This window comes from uncultured Xanthomonas sp., assembly GCF_964278005.1.
GTDB classification, from domain to species: domain Bacteria; phylum Pseudomonadota; class Gammaproteobacteria; order Xanthomonadales; family Xanthomonadaceae; genus Xanthomonas_A; species Xanthomonas_A sontii.
The window spans coordinates 14350-33278 of the sequence record NZ_CAXYKF010000010.1 but is presented as its reverse complement, the minus strand read 5'-3'; the positions used below and the strand labels follow the sequence as shown (position 1 = coordinate 33278).

General features: G+C 70.2%; 9 protein-coding genes. All 9 read left to right on the top strand.

The annotated features are described in order from the left end of the window. Nucleotides 1–351: 351 nt before the first annotated feature. Nucleotides 352–2571 carry a TonB-dependent receptor gene (locus ACHWVH_RS07000; protein ID WP_394686880.1) on the top strand — a complete coding sequence of 740 codons (2220 nt, stop codon included), beginning with the start codon at nucleotides 352–354 and terminating at the stop codon, nucleotides 2569–2571. A gap of 75 nt (nucleotides 2572–2646) precedes the next feature. Further along, the gene (locus ACHWVH_RS06995; RefSeq protein WP_394686882.1) at nucleotides 2647–3636 is read left to right on the top strand and encodes a nucleoside hydrolase; all 990 of its coding nucleotides are present in this window, start codon (nucleotides 2647–2649) and stop codon (nucleotides 3634–3636) included. A gap of 653 nt (nucleotides 3637–4289) precedes the next feature. After that, nucleotides 4290–9179, top strand: a complete 4890-nt coding sequence (locus ACHWVH_RS06990) for an alpha-2-macroglobulin (RefSeq protein ID WP_394686881.1) — start codon at nucleotides 4290–4292, stop codon at nucleotides 9177–9179. A 303-nt stretch (nucleotides 9180–9482) separates the two neighbouring features. Continuing rightward, nucleotides 9483–10139, top strand: coding sequence for an HAD family phosphatase (locus ACHWVH_RS06985; RefSeq protein ID WP_295927248.1), 657 nt, complete (start codon nucleotides 9483–9485; stop codon nucleotides 10137–10139). Between the two features lie 247 nt (nucleotides 10140–10386). Next, nucleotides 10387–13302: a TonB-dependent receptor gene (locus tag ACHWVH_RS06980; protein WP_267117649.1), complete on the top strand. Its 2916-nt coding sequence runs from the start codon at nucleotides 10387–10389 to the stop codon at nucleotides 13300–13302. Nucleotides 13303–13321: 19 nt separating this feature from the next. Further along, complete coding sequence (locus ACHWVH_RS06975) at nucleotides 13322–14263, top strand: glycerophosphodiester phosphodiesterase family protein (protein WP_394686879.1); 942 nt, start codon at nucleotides 13322–13324, stop codon at nucleotides 14261–14263. 147 nt (nucleotides 14264–14410) lie between these two features. Continuing rightward, the gene (locus ACHWVH_RS06970) at nucleotides 14411–15661 is read left to right on the top strand and encodes an efflux RND transporter periplasmic adaptor subunit (protein ID WP_152235946.1); all 1251 of its coding nucleotides are present in this window, start codon (nucleotides 14411–14413) and stop codon (nucleotides 15659–15661) included. 21 nt (nucleotides 15662–15682) lie between these two features. Continuing rightward, nucleotides 15683–16453, top strand: a complete 771-nt coding sequence (locus tag ACHWVH_RS06965; protein ID WP_320739457.1) for an ABC transporter ATP-binding protein — start codon at nucleotides 15683–15685, stop codon at nucleotides 16451–16453. Next, nucleotides 16450–18891 (top strand): ADOP family duplicated permease, encoded by a 2442-nt coding sequence (locus ACHWVH_RS06960; RefSeq protein ID WP_394686878.1) that lies wholly within the window; start codon nucleotides 16450–16452, stop codon nucleotides 18889–18891. The genes ACHWVH_RS06965 and ACHWVH_RS06960 overlap by 4 nt, the downstream gene beginning before the upstream one ends. Nucleotides 18892–18929 lie beyond the last annotated feature (38 nt).

Below are 18929 nucleotides of genomic sequence, written 5' to 3'. Positions count from 1 at the left end.
CGCGTCGGGACTGAAGTCCCTCCCACAAGGACATGCACAGCGCGCAGTCGCCGGCACCGGTGGCGGTGGCGGTGGCGGAGCATGGGACCGCGAGATGCCTTGTGGGAGGGACTTCAGTCCCGACGCGACCAAAAGCGGCTGCGGCCATCCGAGAAGGGAAGCCGGCCCGGGCCGGCAGGCGAGCAGCCCCCGCAACGGCCCCGCTTTTGCCAATCCCGACTCCCCAATCCCAAATCCCCGCCTCCCCAGGTGACGCCGGCCGCCGCAGGTTGTATATTTTGTGTTAATTATGCTGCGGCGCGGCAAGGACTCGGCGCGCTCCCGATTACGCCCACCCATCCCGGAGTTCCCATGTCTGCCAGTTGGTCGCTGCGCGCCAGTGCGCTTGCCGTTGCCGTCGTTTCCGCGCTTTCGTTCCCCGCCGCCGCCCAGCAGGCGGACAGCACCGACGGGGTCGCCCGTCTGGACACGATCAAGGTCACCGCCGAGCGCCGCGCCGAGGACTCCAAGGACGTGCCGGTGTCGGCCAGCGTGCTGCGCCCGGAATACCTGGACGCCATCGCCACCAGCGGCTCGGACGTGCGCGTGCTGGCCGGCAAGGCGCCCAGCCTCAACGTCGAGTCGTCCAACGGCCGCGTGTTCCCGCGCTTCTACATCCGCGGCTACGGCAACACCGACTTCAACACCTACGCCTCGCAGCCGGTGTCGCTGATCTATGACGACGTGGTCGCCGAGAACGCGTTCCTGAAGGGCTTCCCGATCTTCGACCTGCAGAGCCTGGAAGTGCTGCGCGGCCCGCAGGGCACGCTGTTCGGCCGCAACACCCCCGCCGGCGTGGTCAAGTTCAACTCGGTCAAGCCGACCATCGGCGCCAACGACGGCTACGCCAGTCTGTCCTACGGCACCTACGGCACCATGACCATGGAAACCGGCCTGAGCGTGGCGATGGGCGACAAGTGGGCCGCGCGCCTGTCGGCGCTGGGCCAGCGCCGTGGCGACTGGGTCGACAACACCATCGACAACCGCTCCTTCGAAGGCTACATGGACTCGGCGGTGCGCCTGCAGGTGCTGTTCCAGCCGGGCGAGGACTTCAGCGCGCTGCTCAACGCGCATGCGCGCCACCTCGACGGCACCGCGCGGCTGTTCCGCGCCAACATCTTCCAGCCGGGCACCAACCAGCTGGTCGCCGGCTTCGACCCGGACAAGGTGTCCATCGACGGCAAGAACACCCAGGAACTGCAGACCTACGGCGGCAGCGCCAACCTGACCTGGGACCTGGGCGACATCGTGCTGCACTCGATCACCGGCTACGAGGGCATCGGCAAGTACTACAGCCGCGGCGACATCGACGGCGGCTACGGCGCGGTGTTCGCGCCGCCGTCCGGCCCCGGGGTGATCCCGTTCCCGGTGGAGACCGCCGGCGGCATCAAGAACCTGGACCAGTATTCGCAGGAGCTGCGCGCCGAGTCGCAGTACGCCGGGCCGCTGAACTGGCAGGCCGGCCTGTACTACTTCAACGATTCGGTGGAAGGCGAGAACTACACCTACAACACCCTGGCCGGCGGCACCCTGTCCAGCTACCAGCTGACCCGCCAGCGCAACACCTCGTGGGCGGCGTTCGGCTCGCTGAACTACGCGGCCACCGAGCGCCTGAACCTGCGCGCCGGCATCCGCTACACCTACGACAAGAAGACCTTCGACGTGCTCGCGCTGGACCGCGTGACCCTGCAGCAGCCCTCCAGCGGCAGCACCGACAATTCCAAGGTCACCGGCGACCTCAGCGCCACTTACACCATCAACGACAACGTCAACGTCTACGGGCGCGCCGCCCGCGGTTTCCGCGGCGCCAGCTTCGGCGTGCCGTCGGCCACCGCGCCGCTGACCGTGGCCGCGCCGGAGACCGTGGATTCCTACGAGATCGGCATCAAGTCCGACCTGTTCGACAAGCGTGCGCGCCTGAGCTTCGACGTCTACGACTTCAAGGTGAAGAACCAGCAGCTGACCGCGGTCGGCGGCGCCTCCAACGACGTGCGCCTGCTCAACGCCAAGGCCTCCAAGGCGCGCGGCGCCGAGTTCGACTTCGAAGCGCTGCTGACCCAGAACCTGCGCATGACCCTGGGCGGCGCCTACAACTGGACCCGCATCGAGGACCCGACCCTGTCGGTGGGCGTGTGCCGCACCTGCACCGTGACCGATCCGATCAATGCCTCCGGCCGTGCGCTGATCGACGGCAACGTGCTGCCGCAGGCGGCCAAGTGGATGGGCAACGCGACCCTGCGCTACGGCATCCCGGTCGGCGACGACGCCGAGTTCTTCTTCTTCACCGATTGGTCCTACCGCAGCGAGATCAACTTCTTCCTGTACAACTCGCGCGAGTTCGTCGGCCAGCCGCTGCTCGAGGGCGGTGCCAAGATCGGCTACAACTGGGGCGCCGGCGCGTACGAGGTCTCGGTGTTCTGCCGCAACTGCACCAACCAGATCCGCGCCACCGGTGCGATCGACTTCAACAACCTCACCGGCTTCATCAACGATCCGCGCATCGTCGGCGCACAGTTCCGCGCCAACTTCTGATTCGCGGCCTCGCCGTTGCAACACCGACCGCCGGCTATCATGCCGGCGGTTCTTTTTTGGGAGACGCGCATGCGCGTGCTGAAGCAATGGGCGGCGTCGGCGCTGCTGATCGCGGCGACCTGGACGGCCGATGCGGTGGCGGCGCCAGCGCCAACGACGAGCGCACCGGTGCAGAAGGTGGTGGTGTCCACCGATGTCGGCGACGACATCGACGATGCATTCGCGCTGGCGCTGCTGTTGCGCAGCCCGGAGCTGCAGGTGCTGGGCATCGCCTCGGCCTGGGGCGACACCGGCCTGCGCGCACAACTGCTGCAGCGGCTGCTGCAGCAGGCCGGCCGCAACGACATCCCGCTGGCGATCGGGGAGCGCACCGACAGCACCATCCCCTTCAGCCAGGCGCGCTGGGCGGCGAAGGGCACGCTGCCGCGCAAGGCGCCGGATGCGGCGCAGTTCATCCTGGACCAGGCGCGGCGCCATCCCGGCGAAGTCACCCTGCTGGTGCTCGGCCCGCTGACCGACGCGGCGCGCGCGCAGCAGCGCGACCCGGCCGGCTTCGCCCAGCTCAAGCAGGTGGTGCTGATGGGCGGCTCGGTACGCGTGGGCTACGGCAAGTCGCGCTACCGCCCACCGAGTCCGCCGGCGGCCGAGTACAACATCGCCGCCGACATCCCCGCCGCGCAGCGCGTGTTCGGCGCCGGCGTGCCGATCGTGATGCTGCCGCTGGACGCCACCCAGGTGACCCTGGAGGAGCCGGAGCGGGTGGCGCTGTTCGCCCATGGCGAGCCGCTGACCGACGCGCTGGCGCAGCTCTACTATCAGTGGCGCGACACCGACCAGCCCTGGGCCAGCGCCACCCCGACCCTGTTCGACGTGGTGCCGGTGGCGCAGTTGCTGGATCTCGGCCTGTGCCCCACCGTGCCGCTGCGCATCGTGGTCGACGACAAGGGCTACACCCGCGAGACGCCGACCGCGGACGCGCCGGGCGCCGCGGCCAACGCGCAGGTCTGCCTGGCACTGGACCGGCCGCGGCTGATCGCGCTGTACATGCAGCGGCTGCTGCGCTGACGTGTGGTCGCGACAAGCGGGGCAGTGGGCCGATCCGTTGCACTGCAGTCGGGACTGAAGTCCCTCCCACAAGAGGCTCGCGCCGCCGGTGCTGTGGGTGTCGGCATGGCGCATGGGATTGCCCGCTGTGGGAGCAGCTTCATCGCGACAAGCGGAGCCACTGGCCGATCCGTTGCACTGCAGTCGGCACTGAAGTCCCTCCCACATGAGGCGCGCGCAGTGGGTGCTGTCGGCATGGGCGATCGGATTGGCTCCCCTGTGGGAGGGACTTCAGTCCCGACGAGTGGAGCCATCGGCACCTTCACTGCCGCCGCGCCGGGACCGAAGTCCCTCCCACATGACCTCGAGCGAAGGTGCGCGGGTACTCAGGGTAAGAGCGGCTTCAGCCACGACGGGCGTTCCCGGGGATATCTGTTGCGGCTGATGGCCCGAGGCCATGTAGAGCCGTGCCGACGAGATCCACGCGGCGGCCGGTGGCGCGGTGGCGGGACGTGCTTCCGCGCCGACGGCAGCCTGCCGCGCACACGCCGACGGATGGCGCACCTTCGCCTCTCCAGCCGTCGCGCCGGCGCTTTATACTCGCGCCACATTCACGGAGCGAACGCATGCACACGGATTCGAAGCGGCGCTGGGCGGGCCTGCGCGCGGGGTTGATGGGGACGTTCTTGCTGCTGGGCCTGGCGCTGGCGCTGGGCGGCTGCAAGCGCAACGAATCCGGGCAGTTGCCCGAGGCCAGCGGCGAGCCGGTGAAGGGGCAGAAGGAAGCGATGAAGGGCTTCGGCCTGGTCCGCGCCTATCCCGACCAGAAGAGCGACGGGCTGTCGCTGGCGCTGGAGTTCTCGCGGCCGCTGGTCGGCACCCAGGATTTCGACAAGCTGCTGCGCTTCGAGGAGAAGGTCGGCACCGACGAGAGCGCCTGGTCGCTGTCCGACGACGGCAAGACCCTGCGCTACCCCTACGTGGAGGCGGCCAAGGACTACACCGTGGTGATCTCGGCCGATTTGCTGGCCGCCGACGGCAGCCGCCTGGGCAAGCCGCTCAAGCAGAAGGTCTACACCGGCGAACTGACCCCGGCGGTCGGCTTCGCCTCGCAGGGCAGCGTGCTGCCGGCGCGCGAGAGCCGCGGGCTGCCGGTGGTCTCGCTCAACGTGCCGGAAGTGGACGTGGAGTTCATGCGGGTCAAGGAGGGCGCGCTGCCGACGTTCTTCGCCCAGTACCAGCGCGGCGGCCGCCGCGGCACCTGGGAGCTGGACAGCGACTACGGCGAGCACACCCCGATCTCGCAGATGGCCGACTCGGTCTACGTCAACCGCTTCGTGCTCGGTGGCGACAAGAACGAGCGCGCGCTGACCTACCTGCCGATCCAGGAAATCAAGGAACTGCAGGCGCCGGGCCTGTACTTCGCGGTGCTGCGCCGCCCCGGCAAGTTCGACAACGAATACGACACCGCCTTCTTCACCGTCAGCGACATCGGCCTGCACGCGCGCGCCTACAAGGACAAGCTGTTCGTGCACACCGCCTCGCTGCAGAGCGGCGAGCCGCTGAAGAAGGTGGAGCTGCGCGTGCTCGGCGCCGACGGCGAGCTGTTCCTGAAGGGCCAGACCGACGACAACGGCAATGCGCTGCTGAACTACACGCTCGACGCCGGCCAGGTGCTGGTGGCGCGCAGCGGCACCGACCTGTCGATGCTGCCGTTCAACCAGCCGGCGCTGGACCTGAGCGAGTTCGCGGTGGCCGGGCGCGAGAACGCCTGGTTCGACGTGTTCGCCTGGTCCGGCCGCGACCTGTACCGCCCCGGCGAGACCGTGCGGGTGTCGGCGCTGCTGCGCGACAACGACGGCAAACCGGTGCCGACCACCGGCAAGGGTGCGCAGCCGGTGTTCCTGCGGCTCAAGCAGCCCGACGGCAAGATCTTCCGCGAGACCCGGCTCCAGCCGGGCGAGCAGGGCTACTTCAGTTTCGAGCAGCTGATCCCCGCCGATGCGCCGACCGGGCGCTGGCAGGTGGAGTTCCGCACCGACCCGACCAGCAAGGAAGCGGTGCAGGGCATGACCCTGCGCATCGAGGAGTTCCTGCCCGAGCGGATGAAGCTGGACCTGGACAGCACGCAGAAGACGCTCAAGCCGGGTGAGCCGTTCAAGCTGCAGGCCACCGCCGCCTACCTGTACGGCGCGCCGGCCGCGGGCAACCGCTTCACCGCCAAGCTGGCGGTGGCGGTCGAGCAGCATCCGGTGGAGGCGTTGCCGGGCTACTTCTTCGGCGACCCGACCCTGCAGTTGCCGCGCGAAGCCAAGGACGTGGTCGACACCGAATTCGGTGCCGACGGCAAGCTCAGCGAGGACCTGGCGCTGCCCGACGAGGCCAAGCCGACCAGCACCATCGCCGCGCTGGTCTCGGCCAGCGTGTACGAGACCGGCGGCCGCACCGTCACCCGCACGCTCAAGCGCGTGCTGTGGCCGGCGCCGGCGCTGGTCGGCGTGCGCCCGCTGTTCGACGACAAGGACGGCGCCGACGCCAACGCCAATGCGCGTTTCGAACTGATGCGGGTGGATGCGCAGGGCAAGCCACAGCCGGCCAAGGGCCTGAAGGTGACCCTGGTGCGCGAGCTGCGCGACTACCACTGGGCGTTCACCGACAACCGCTGGGATTACGATTTCACCCGTCGCTTCGAGAACAAGCAGACGCTCACCGTCGATGCCGGGGCCAGCGCCGCCAAGTTCGATTTCCCGGTGGAGTGGGGCGAGTACCGGGTGGACGTGTTCGACCCGGCCACCGGCCTGACCACGCGCTATCCGTTCCACGCGGGCTGGAGCTGGAACGACGACAACCGCGGCCTCGACGCGCGCCCGGACAAGGTCAAGCTGGCGCTGGACAAGACTGGCTACAAGGCCGGCGACACGCTCAAGGTCACCCTGACCCCGCCGCACGCCGGCCCCGGCCTGCTGATGGTCGAGAGCGACCGCATGCTGTACGTGCAGGACATCGACGTGAAGCCGGGCAGCACGTTTGAGATCCCGGTGACCAAGGACTGGGAGCGGCACGACGTCTATGTCACCGCGCTGGTGTTCCGCGGCGGCTCGGCGCCGAGCAAGATCACCCCGGCGCGCGCGGTCGGCGTGGCCTACGTGCCGATGGACCGCAAGGCCCGGCGCGTGGCGGTGGGCCTGGTCGCGCCCAAGCAGATGCGTCCGGAGCAGCCGCTGCCGGTGACGGTGAGCGTGCCGGAACTGGCCGGCAAGCAGGCGCACGTGACCATCTCCGCGGTGGACGTGGGCATCCTCAACATCACCCGCTTCCCGGTGCCCGACGCCAATGCGCAGTTCTTCGCGCAGCGGCGCCTGGGCGTGGATGCGTACGACATCTACGGCCGGGTCATCGAGAGCTTCGAGGGCGGCACCGGCAAGCTGCGCTTCGGCGGCGACATGGCGCTGGCGGCGTTGCCGCAGGCCAAGCGGCCGACCGCGCGGGTGCAGACGGTGGACCTGTTCTCCGGCCCCGTGCAGCTCGACGCCAAGGGCAACGCCCGCGTGCAACTGCCGGTGCCGGACTTCAACGGCACCCTGCGCGTGTCGGCGCTGGTCTATTCGGACGAGCGCTACGGCAACCGCGACGTGGAGACCCTGGTGCGCGCGCCGATCGTGGCCGAGGCCAGCATGCCGCGGGTGATGGCGCCGGGCGACCGCAGCACGGTGACCCTGGACGTGCAGAACTTCACCGGCCAGCCGGGCGAGTTCAAGGTGCGCGTGGATGGCGAAGGCCCGCTGGCGATCGCCGACAACGCGCGCAGCGCCAAGCTGGGCAAGGACGGCAAGGCCACGCTGAGCTTCCCGCTGGTGGCGCAGGAAGGCTACACGGTGGCCAAGGTGCGGGTGCGGGTGGAAGGCAATGGCTATGCCGCCGACCGCCGCTACGACCTGCCGGTGCGCGCGGCGTGGCCGTCGGTGCTGCGCACGCAGACCCGCGTGCTGGACACGCTGGCGCCGGTGACCCTGGGCGCCAGCGATGCCGAAGGCCTGATGGCCGGCTCGGTCAACGCGCGCATGCTGGTCAGCGCCTTGCCGCCGATTCCGTTCGCCAGCGCCCTGCAGGGCGCGCTGGAATACCCCTACGGCTGCGCCGAGCAGACCACCAGCAAGGGCTACGCCGCGCTGCTGCTCGACGACGCCACCGCGCGCTTGCTCGGGGTCAAGGGCCTGGATGCGGCCACGCGCCGCGCGCGCATGGAAGGTGCGTTCGGGCGGCTGGCCTCGATGCAGGTCTCCAGCGGCCACTTCTCGATGTGGGGCGACGACGGCTACGTCAATCCGGGGCTGACCCCGTACATCGCCGAGTTCCTGCTCGACGCCAAGGACGCCGGTTTCGCGGTGCCCGACAACGTGCTGCAGAAGGCGTTGAACCGGCTCAGCGAGGACCTGCTGTCCGGCGGCAACAACTTCTACGGCCAGGACCGCCGCGAGAACCTGAAGTTCGCCAACCAGGCCTGGTCCGGCTACGTGCTGGCGCGGGTCAACCGCGCGCCGCTGGGCACGCTGCGCGCGCTGTACGACAACGACCGCGGCAAGGCGCTGACCGGCCTGTCGCTGGTGCACCTGGGCGTGGCGCTGTCGCTGCAGGGCGACAAGAAGCGTGGCGAGGCGGCGATCGCCGCCGGTTTCGCCAAGGACAGCGCCGACCGGCCGCGCTACTTCGGCGACTACGGCAGCGTGGTCCGCGACGACGCGCTGATGGTCGCGCTGCTGCACGAGCGCGGCCTGGCCAAGCCCGAGTACGACGCACGGGTGATGGCGCTGGGCCGCGAGCTGGACGCGCGCCGCCGCGGCGGCTGGCTGTGGCTGAGCACGCAGGAGCAGGTGGCGCTGGCGCGCATGGGCAAGGCCTTGCTCAACAGCCAGACCGCGCAGGTGTCCGGGCAGTTGAGCATCGGCGACAGCAGCGAGGCGATCGCCCCGGCCAAGGCCTTCGGCCGCCAGTTCGGCGAGGCCGAGCTGGCGCGCGGCGTGCACTTCGTGCCGCAGGGCCAGCCGCCGCTGTACGCCAGCCTGGAAATCGCCGGCGTGCCGCGCACTCCGCCGGCGGCCGACGACAGCACGCTGAAGGTGGAGCGCAGCTTCTACGGCACCGACGGCAAGCCGTGGACGCCGCAGCCGCTGAAGGAGGGCGAGGCGCTGATCGTGCGCGTCACCATCACCTCCGACACCAGCATGCCCGACGCGCTGCTGACCGACCTGCTGCCGGCCGGCCTGGAGATCGAGAACTTCAACCTGGGCGACGCCAAGCAGTGGGCCGACGTGGTGGTGGACGGCATCGAGATCAGCGACCGCTCCAACGCCGCCGACGTCAAGCACGAGGAGTTCCGCGACGACCGCTACGTGGCCGCGCTGAGCCTGTCGGCGGGCAGCAAGGCGCAGGTGTTCTACCTGGTGCGCGCGGTGACCCCGGGCACCTACACGGTGCCGCCGTCGCTGGTCGAGGACATGTACCGCCCCGACCTGCGCGGGGTGGGGCGCAGCAACCCCGGCACGATCAACGTCGTGCAGCCCTGACGAAAGCCCCCCTCTCCCCCCGGGAGAGGGGCTGGGGGTGAGGGTCCGACCGCCAGGGCCGCCCAACAGCGACGTCGCACCAACTCCCCTCTCCCCCCGGGAGAGGGGCCGGGGGTGAGGGTACGACCGCCAGAGAACCCCACCAGCAACGCCGCACCAACCCCCTAAGGGCCGGGGGTGAGGGGACGCCGACCAGCAATGTCAGCCCGAAGGGACGGCTACCATGACCGCCGCACCCAGCGCGCCGCCGCCGGCGCGCGCCTGGTCCGCCGCTGCGTCCCCCTCTCGTTCCTGGAGCCTGTCATGCCCCACGCATCCTCCCCGCCTGCCGCACCCCACCTGGACACCGTGGTGTTCGATCTCGGCGGTGTCCTGATCGACTGGAATCCGCGCCATCTGTACCGCCGCCTGTTCGACGACGATGCGGCGATGGAAACCTTCCTGCGCGAGGTGTGCAGCCCGCAGTGGAACGAGCGTCAGGATGCCGGGCGGCCATGGCAGGAGGCGGTGGCCGAACTGAGCGCGCTGCATCCGGCGCATGCGCCGATGATCGCCGCCTACCACGCGCGCTGGCCGGAGATGCTGGGCGGCGCGCTGGACGCCACGGTGGCAGTGCTGGAGGAACTGCGCGGGCAGGGCGTGCGGCTGTACGCATTGACCAACTGGTCGCACGAGACCTTCCCGATCGCACGCGAGCGCTATCCGTTCCTGCAGTGGTTCGAAGGCATGCTGGTGTCGGGCGAGGTGCGCCTGGTCAAGCCGGATCCGGCGATCTTCGCGCTGCTGTGCGAACGCTATGCGATCGACCCGGCGCGGGCGGTGTTCATCGACGACGCGCCGCGCAACGTGCACGCCGCTGCGGCCACCGGCATGCATGCGCTGCAGTTCCGCGACGCCGTCACCTTGCGCGAGGACCTGGTCGCGCTGGGCCTGCTGCCGCCGCGCGCGCCAGCGCCCTGATCCGCGCCGCGCCGCCGCCGCGCCCTGGCGATCACGGTGCCGGCGCCGTTGCGCCGGCAGCGATGCCATTGGCCGCTCCAAGCCCTGCGAGCGGCCGGCCGTTGGCCGATGCCGTACGAAACGCCGTGGCCACTGCCGCGCGGGCGCTGTCGCCAGGCTTTCCGCTGGCCGCCATCGCAGCGTCATATCCCTGGGATTAAATAACGAACTTTAAGTTACTTAATTCGGTCAACCAGGGGACATCGCCATGCAACCACTCACCCATCGGCGCCGCGCGCTGATCGTCTGCGCGCTCGCCGCCAGCTGCCAGGCCGCGCTCGCGCAGGACGCCGCATCCACCACGGCGACGCTCGCCGCCGACGCCAGCACTGTCGCCGCGCCGGCCGTCGGCGACACCACGCCAACCTCCACGCCCGATACCACGCCCAACGCCGCCGCCAGCGGCGACGGCACCACCACGCTGTCCAGCGTGATGGTCACCGGCGTGCGCAAGGCCAATGCCGCCGCGATCGAGAGCAAGCGCGCGGCCACCAACATCACCGACGTGGTCAGCTCCACCGACGTGCGTGCGCTGCCGGACACCACCATCGTCGAGGCGCTGCGCCGCATCCCCGGCCTGTCGGTGCTGCCGGCCACCGACAACGAGCATCCGCGCGACGAAGCCGCCACCCCGGTGCTGCGCGGCCTCGGCCCGTCCTACAACAACGTCACCATCGACGGCCTGACCGTGGCCTCGCCGGGCACGCCCAACGGCACGCTGGGCTCGATCACCCGCGGCGTGCGCCTGGACATCCTGCCGGCCTCGATGGTCAGCGAACTGCAGGTCATCAAGACCTTCACTCCGGACCTGGACCCGAACGCCACCGGCGGTGCGATCAACCTCAAGACCCGCAGCGCGTTCGAGAACGGCGGCAAGCCGTTCTTCACCGCCGAGGCCTCACTGGGCCATGCCAACGACGTCGGCAAGCCGCGCGACCAGGACGACCCGGGCTACCGCCTGCTCGCCACCGGCAGCCGCACCTTCGGCAGCGAAGGGCAGTACGGCCTGACCCTGTCCGGCAACTACCAGACGCTGAGCAGCTACACCGAAACCCACATGACCACCGACACGGTGCACTACGGGTTCTACGACAACAGCGGCGTACTGCAGAGCGGCACCAACCTGGGCAACGGCTGGGCCGTGCCGCAGCAGGACAAGTACTGGTACGTGATGGACAAGCGCGACCGCTACGGCCTCACCGGCAAGTTCGAGGCGCGGTTGAGCGAATCCCTCCAGGCCTACGCCATGGCCGGCTACTACTATTTCCGCGACAACATGGAGCGCAACGAGGTCATCCTCGATCCGCGCAACCGCAACCGCGTCTACAACCAGACCGCCACCAGCGGCACCTACCCGGTCGGCGACGTGGAAGTGGGCTACTCCAACCAGATCACCACCACCCGCACCAAGCTCGGCCAGACCGGCTTCGAGTGGCGTCCGGACGACCGTCAGGTGCTGTCGGCGCGCGCGTCCTGGTCCGATGCCACCTATGCCGAACCGATCAAGATGATCAAGTACGTCACCGGCGCGCAGCGCCCGGCGGCGGTGCCCACCGGGCAGACCGGCGCCGGCGTCACCGTGGTGCCGACGGCGGCCTATGGCTTCAACTACGACACCTCCGCGCTCAACCAGCGTTTCCCGATGGCGGCGCAGGCGTACTACAACTACGACAACTACAGCCTGCTGTACTGGCGTCCGGACTACCAGCGCAATGCGCGCGACAAGGTGCTCACCGGGCGCCTGGACTACGCCTTCAACCGTGGCGAGATGGACCGCGGTTTCGGCTTCGGCGGCGGCCTGAGCTACACCCGCGACGAACCCGGTTTCGATATCTACCGCGTCGAATACCAGCCCAACCGCAGCGCGCCGCCGCTGAAGATCGCCGACGTGCTGGCGCCGTCCAATGCGCCGATGCGCTACCTGGGCCTGAACCTGATCGCGATCGATCCGGACAAGGCCAACCAGGTGCTGGGCGCCACGCCGTTGAGCGCGTTCAACCGCACCGACCAGAGCGCCTTCAGCAACCAGGACAACTTCAGCCATCGCGAGGAGATCTTCGGTGCCTACGGCCTGTTCGGCTATCGCGCCGACGATTTCGATGTGGAGGCCGGCCTGCACTACGACCATACCGACCAGTCCACCGTCGGCCGCCAGCGGCAACTGGACGCGGCCACCGGCAGCTACGTCTACGTCGATGCGCCCACCGAGTCGCGCTACGCCAAGGTGCTGCCGTCGGCGGTGATGACCTACCACGTCAACGACCGCCTCGACCTGCGCGCCGGCGCCAGCCGCACGCTCGGCCGTCCGCCCTACGACGCCTATGCCGCGCGCACTTCGATCGGCTTCGTCAACAGCAGCGACATGGGCAATCCCAACGCCCAGGGCGTGACCGTCACCATCGGCAATCCCGACATCAAGCCGCGCGTGTCCACCAATCTGGACCTGTCGCTGGAATGGCGCCTGCCCGACGACTTCGACGGCATGCTCGCCGCGGCGCTGTTCGACAAGCGCATCCAGGACGAGATCTTCACCCTCTCGCGCACCGACCAGTTCAGCTTCAACGGCACCACCTATTCCAACGTGCTGATCAGCACCCCGGCCAACGCCGCCAAGGCGCACGTGCGCGGCCTGGAACTGAGCGCAGTGTTCAACACCCTGTTCCCGGGCGTGCCGGCGCTGTCCGGCCTGGGCGCCAGCGCCAACCTGGCCCTGCTCGATGGCGGCATGGACGTGCCGTTCACCAGCGGCAGCGCGCCCAACCTGGTGCAGAGCCAGCGCACCGTCGATCGCCTGGTCGGGCAGCCGGACTACACCGCCAACGCCTCGCTGTTCTACACCGTCGGCGGCGTCGAACTGCGTGCGGCCTACAACCGCCAGGGCAAGGCGCTGCGCGCCATCGTCAGCAACATCGCCTGGCAGGATCTGTACTGGGCGCCGCGTTCGCAGCTGGACCTGTCGGCGACCTGGGCGGTGAGCAAGCAGCTCAGCGTGGTCGGCCAGATCAGCAATGTCACCCACAGCCGCCTCACCAGCTTCACCGGCCCCGGCGAGAACCTGCTGAAGGACAGTTATTCGATGCCGACCACCTACTGGCTCGGCCTGCGCTTCACCCCGTCGCTGTGACCGTTGCCGGAGACCTTCCATGAACCTGCTTTTCTCGCGCGGCGCGATCATTGCCGCACTGCTGACCGCGACGGCCCCGGCCATCGCCGCCATCGCCCCGATCCAGGCGCGCCTGGCCGCACCCGACGGCGGCATCTTCGTCGTCGCCCACCGCGGCTGCCACAATCCCGCGCCGGCGCACGGCTTTCCCGGGCACGCACCGGAGAACTCGCTGCTGGGGCTGGAGCGCTGCGTGACGCTGGGCGTGGACATGCTGGAAACCGACATCCGCCGCGCCGGCGATGGCACCCTGGTGATGTTCCATGACGCCACCGTCGACCGCACCACCGACGGCACCGGCAAGGTCGCCGAACTGACCTGGCCGCAACTGTCGCGGTTGCGCCTGCGCGACGACGAGGGCGGCGCCGACGCGCCGCTCACCGACCAGCATCCGCTGACCCTGCAGCAGATGCTGGCCGCGGCCAAGGGCCGGATCATGCTCAACCTCGACGTCAAGGCGCCGATCTACGCCGAGGTGGTCGAGGCGGTGCGCCGCGCCGGCATGGAGCGGCAGGTGGTGGTCAAGACCGAGGTCGGCATCGCCAGCCAGGACCTGGCGTCGATGCCGCCGTTCGACCGGATCAACTTCACCCCGGTGCTGCTCAACCCGCCGGGCACCGACGACCTGGTGCAGACCGTGCGCACCCAGACCGACGGCAAGGTGCGGCCGGTGGCGATCGAGCTGCCGCGGATGCGTCTGGCCCAGTTGCCGGCGGTGGCGGCGTTGGCCAAGCAGCGGCACGTGCGGCTACTGGTCAATACGCTGTGGGAGGGCTTCGTCGCCGACGTCGGCGGCGATGCCGATGCGGTGCGCGATCCGGAGGCGGTGTGGGGGCGGCTGTACCGCGCCGGCATCGGCGCCTTCCAGACCGATGAGCCGGAAGCGCTGCTGCGCTATCGCGCGTCGCTGGAGAAGCCCTGACCGGCGCATGGCCGTTCAACTGTCCGTAATCGGTCGCTGCGCGACCGCTTGCGGACGCCGCGACCGCGCGCGCCGCGGTCGCGGCGCAACGGATTCAATGGGTTAGCGCGGTTCACCGATTGGCATGCAGCCTGCTGTACAGCAGGCATGGATATCGCGAAATCCCCGAACCGTTCGTTCTGGCGCCACCGCCGCCGCTGGCTGGTGGCAGCCGCTGCCGTGGCGATCGTGCTGGGCGTGGCGCTGCTCGGCAGCGGCCGCGCCGCACCAAGGGTGGCGCGCAGCGAAGTGTGGATCGATGCGGCCACGCGCGGCGAGATGCGTCGCGAGGTCCGCGCCAACGGCGTGCTGGTGCCGCGGCAGATCCGCTGGATCACCGCCGGGGCCCCGGCCACCGTGCAACAGCAACGGGTCGAGGCCGGCGCGCGCGTGCTGGCCGATACGCCGATCCTGCAACTGGTCAATCCGGAACTGGAGGCCGGCCTGGATCGCGCACGCGCCGCGCTGGCCGGCGCCGATGCCGACCTGGCCGCACTGCACGCCGCGTTGGCCTCGCAACTGCTCGACCAGCAGGCGCTGCAGGCGCAGGCCGAGTCCGAGTTGCAGATCGCGCAGATCAAGGCCAAGGCCTACCGGCGCGGCCACGACGGCGGCGCGATCTCGGCGATCGATCTCACCCAGAGCCAGATCGTCGAGGCGCAGCAACGCGGCCGTGCCGATATCGAACGCAAGCGCGTCGCCGCGTTCCGGCAGAACATGGCCGCGCAACTGCGTGCGGCACAGGCACGGCGCGAGCAGGCCGCCAGTGCGCTGGCCATCGCCACGCAACAGGCCGACTCGCTGCAGGTGCGTGCCGGCAGCGACGGCATCCTGCAACAAGTGGACGTGGAGCCCGGCCAACGCGTCGAGGCCGGCGCCAAGCTGGCGCGGGTGGCGCGCCCGGACGATCTGCTGGCGCGTCTGCAGGTGCCCGAACTCCTGGCCAAGGACGTGATCGAAGGCCTGCCGGTGGCGGTGGACACGCACAACGGCGTGGTCGGCGGGCAGGTGGCACGGATCGATCCGGCGGTGCGCAGCGGCAGTGTGGCGGTCGACGTGCGGCTGACGCCGCCGTTGCCGCCCGGCGTGCGCCCGGACCTGTCGGTGGACGGCCGCATCGTGCTCGGCACGCTGCGCGACGTGGTCAGCATCCCGCGCCCGGCGCTGGCCGTGCCCAACGCCGCCGGCAGCCTGTTCGTGCTGCGCGACGGCGGCGACACCGCGCAGCGCATCCGCGTGCGCTTCGGCGCCGCCTCCAGCGACCGTATCGAAGTCCGCGCCGGCCTGCGCGCCGGCGACCGCGTCGTGCTGTCCGACACCAGCCAGTGGAATGCCGACGCCACCTTGCGCTTACGCTAGCCTCACCAGGAGAGATCCCGCATGACCGCAGTTCCCGCACCATCCGCCACGCCGCTGATCCACCTGCACGGGCTCAGCAAGGTCTTCCACACCGAGGAAGTGGAAACCCACGCCCTGGCCGAGATCGCACTGGACGTGGCGCCTGGCGATTTCGTCGCCATCACAGGCCCGTCCGGCTGCGGCAAGTCGACCCTGCTGTCGATCCTGGGCCTGCTCGATGCGCCCAGCGGCGGCACCTACCGGCTCAACGGCCGCAGCGTCGCCGAGCTGGACACGGTCGGTCGCGCGCGCATCCGCAACGCCGAGATCGGCTTCATCTTCCAGGCCTTCAACCTGATCGCCGACCTCACCGTGGAAGAGAACGTGGCGCTGCCGCTGACCTACCGCGACGGCGCCCAGCGCAGCCAGATCCGCCAGCGCGTGCGCGAGGTGCTGGAACTGGTCGGCATGCAGCATCGCCACAAGCACTATCCGGGGCAGTTGTCCGGCGGCCAGCAGCAGCGCGTGGCGGTGGCGCGCGCACTGGCCGGCAATCCGACGATCCTGCTCGCCGACGAACCCACCGGCAACCTGGACAGCCGCAACGGCGAGGCGGTGATGCAGTTGCTGGAACAACTGCACGACCACGGCACCACCTTGTGCATGGTCACCCACGATCCGGCGTTCGCGCGGCGCGCGCAGCGCATCGTGCACATGCTCGACGGCCGCATCGTCGACGAAGACACCTTCGAGCGGTTGCGCCACGAACAGGACGTGGCGCTGCCGGCACGCGCCGCGGGGCAGGCACGATGAGCGCCGCCCTGCAGTGGACCGAGATGCGGCAATCCTGGCGCACGCTCGCGCGCAAGCCGGGCTATCTGCTGCTGGCGGTGCTCACCCTGGCGCTGGGCGTGGCCACCACCACCGCGGTGTTCGCGCTGCTCGACCAGGCCTTGCTGAAGCCGCTGCCGTTCCCGCAGCCGGAGCGGCTGGTCACCCTCGGCCTGTCCAGCGACCCTGGCCGCAATGTCGCTGCACCCGGCTACTACCCGGTGTTGCGGCGCATGTCGAGCCTGCAGTCCATCGGCATCGCGCGCGGGTTCCCGGTGCCGGCCAACGTCGCCCGCGGCGCTGCCAGCGAAGTGGTCGCGTCGATCAGTGCCGATGCCGGCTTCCTGCGCACGCTCGGCCTGCCCATGGCGGCCGGGCGCAACTTCAACGACGAGGAAAGCCGGCCCGGCGGGCCGCAGGCGGTGATCCTCAGCCATCGTTTCTGGCAACGCTATTTCGATGGCGACCCGTCCGCGGTGGGACGCACCCTGCAGGTGGAAGGCAAGCCGGTGCAGATCGTCGGCGTGCTGCCGGCGGCCTTCCCCTGGGCCGAGCCGTTCGACCTGATCCGCAACATGCAGCCGGACCTGGCCGCGACCAACCTGTCCACCAACGAGATCGTGGTGGCGCGGTTGCGGCCCGGGGTCAGCGTGGCCGCGGCGTCCGCGCAGACCGCGACGACGCTCCAGGCCCTGTTGCGCAACAGCCCGCACATGGACGCGTCGTGGTGGGCGTCGCTGCAGCGACGGCCGCCCAACGCGCTGCCGCTGCAGGACAGCCTGTACGCCGCCAACAGCGGCAACACCCTGTGGCTGTTCTTCGCCGCGGCCGCCTGCGTGCTGCTGATCGCCGCGATCAACCTGACCAGCCTGATGCTGTTGCGCGCGCTCGGGCGCAGCCACGACAGCGCGGTGCGTGCCGCGCTGGGCGCAGCGTGGCTGCGCTTGAGCCTGCCGGCATTGGCCGAAGGCGTGCTGATCGGCGCGCTCGGCAGCCTGGCCGGCCTGGTGCTGGCCTGGCTGGGCCTGCGTCTGCTCGGCGGCTGGGTGCCGCTGATGTGGATGCGCGGCGAGGCGCCGCATCTGAGCGGCGCCAGCGTGCTGTTCGCGCTGCTCGCCGGCGGTGCGACGGCGCTGTTGGCCGCAGCGCTGGGCATCGTCCGCGGCCGCCGCCGCAATCTGGTGACTGAACTGGCTGGCGGTGGGCGCGGCGGTTGGAGCCTGCAGGCCGGCCGCCTCGGCCGTGTCCTGGTGATCGCGCAGGTGGCCATCGCCGTGGTGCTGCTGATCGGCGCGGCCCTGTTCACCCGCACCCTGCAGAAGCTGGCGGAGGTGCCGATGGGCTTCGAGAGCCGCTCGGCGGTGGTGTTCACCCTGGCGCCGGTGAAGGAGCGTTACATCACCGCGGCCGATGCGGTGGAGCAGACCCGGCGCATCGTCGCGCGCTTGCAGCAGGTGCCTGGCATCGACCGCGTGGGGGTGTCGACCAATCCGCCGACGGCGACGCGGTTGAGCTGGAGCGTGGAGATCGATGGCGCGCCGTCCGTCGACAGCCAGTACCGGTTGGCCACGCCGCAGTTCCTGGAGGTCTTCCGCATTCCCTTGCTGGCCGGGCGCGGGATCGCCGACAGCGATGTGGCCGGAGGCGAGCGGGTCTGCGTGGTCAGCGCCAGCTTCGCTGCGCGTTACCTGCACGGGCAGGCGCTCGGCAAGATCGTCAGCTTGCCCGACGACGGCGGCGACCAGCGCGTGTCGATGCGGGTGGTCGGCGTGGTCGGCGACGTGCGCCACACCAGCCCGGCCGAGCCACCGGAGCCGACCGTGTACCAGCCGCTGGCGCAGATGAGCGAGCCGATGTGGCGGATCCTCCGCGGCTTCGGCGCGCTGACCTATGCGGTGCATCTGCGGGCCGGCGCGCTGGGGGCCGACGAGCGCGCGCTGCGTGCCGCCATCGACGAAGTGGCGCCACAGCAGCCGATCGCCGATCTGCAACCGATGCAGGCGCTGGTCGCCAGCACCACCGGCGAACAGAAGCTCAACCTGCTGCTGGTGGGCCTGTTCGCGGGGCTGGCCTTGTTGCTGGCGGCGGTCGGCCTGTATGCGGTGATGGCGGTGGCGGTGGCCGCGCGCCAGCATGAGTTCGGCGTGCGCGCCGCGCTCGGCGCACCGCCGGCGCGGCTGCGGCGGCAGGTGCTGGGCGAGGCCGGCGTGCAGATCGGGGTGGGCCTGCTGCTGGGCCTGGGCGTGGCGATGGCGCTGTCGCGGCTGCTGCAGCGGTATTTGTTCGAGGTGCGCGTGGCCGACCCGCTGGCGATCGGCGCGGTGCTGTTGGTGCTGGCCGCGGCCGGCCTGCTCGCCGCGCTGGCGCCGGCACGGCGCGCGGCGCGGGTGCCGCCGATGCAGGCCTTGCGCGCCGAATGATGCGCTTTGCGTTCCGATGCGGGTACGCCACGACAGGC

Bases quoted from the DNA above. Each gene is read 5' to 3' on its own strand.
- ACHWVH_RS07000 (WP_394686880.1), top strand. From the start codon at position 352: ATGTCTGCCAGTTGGTCGCTGCGCGCCAGTGCGCTTGCCGTTGCCGTC.
- ACHWVH_RS06990 (WP_394686881.1), top strand. From the start codon at position 4,290: ATGGGGACGTTCTTGCTGCTGGGCCTGGCGCTGGCGCTGGGCGGCTGC.
- ACHWVH_RS06985 (WP_295927248.1), top strand. From the start codon at position 9,483: ATGCCCCACGCATCCTCCCCGCCTGCCGCACCCCACCTGGACACCGTG.
- ACHWVH_RS06980 (WP_267117649.1), top strand. From the start codon at position 10,387: ATGCAACCACTCACCCATCGGCGCCGCGCGCTGATCGTCTGCGCGCTC.
- ACHWVH_RS06975 (WP_394686879.1), top strand. From the start codon at position 13,322: ATGAACCTGCTTTTCTCGCGCGGCGCGATCATTGCCGCACTGCTGACC.
- ACHWVH_RS06970 (WP_152235946.1), top strand. From the start codon at position 14,411: ATGGATATCGCGAAATCCCCGAACCGTTCGTTCTGGCGCCACCGCCGC.
- ACHWVH_RS06965 (WP_320739457.1), top strand. From the start codon at position 15,683: ATGACCGCAGTTCCCGCACCATCCGCCACGCCGCTGATCCACCTGCAC.
- ACHWVH_RS06960 (WP_394686878.1), top strand. From the start codon at position 16,450: ATGAGCGCCGCCCTGCAGTGGACCGAGATGCGGCAATCCTGGCGCACG.